The sequence below is a fragment of the uncultured Pseudoteredinibacter sp. genome (assembly GCF_947502065.1).
Classification (GTDB): domain Bacteria; phylum Pseudomonadota; class Gammaproteobacteria; order Pseudomonadales; family Cellvibrionaceae; genus Pseudoteredinibacter.
Genome location: NZ_CANMYE010000046.1, coordinates 1 through 248, shown reverse-complemented (window position 1 = coordinate 248; position 248 = coordinate 1). Strand labels below are relative to the sequence as shown.

Annotated in this window: 1 protein-coding gene; it reads left to right on the top strand. The window is 52.8% G+C overall.

Going from position 1 to position 248, the window contains the following annotated elements:
• Positions 1 to 248: VCBS domain-containing protein (locus Q1A41_RS20305; RefSeq protein ID WP_299982999.1), on the top strand; the 248-nt coding region annotated here is incomplete at both ends.

Sequence of the window (248 nt, the reverse complement as noted above, 5' to 3'; positions counted from 1 at the left end):
GCAACCGATGCTGTTACCAACGCAACCGGTAATGTTAGAACCGATGTTGGTGGTGCTGATGTGGATGGCGCCGATGTAGCAGCCATTACCGGTGTAGTTGCTGGCACACAAACCGGTGATATCTCCGGTGGTGTTAATACGGCTATTGCAGGTTCGCTGGGTTCTCTAACCCTTCAAGCTGATGGTTCTTACACTTATACCCCAGGTGCTGGTGCCGCTGCATTGGCTGAAGGTGCAACGGCAACAGA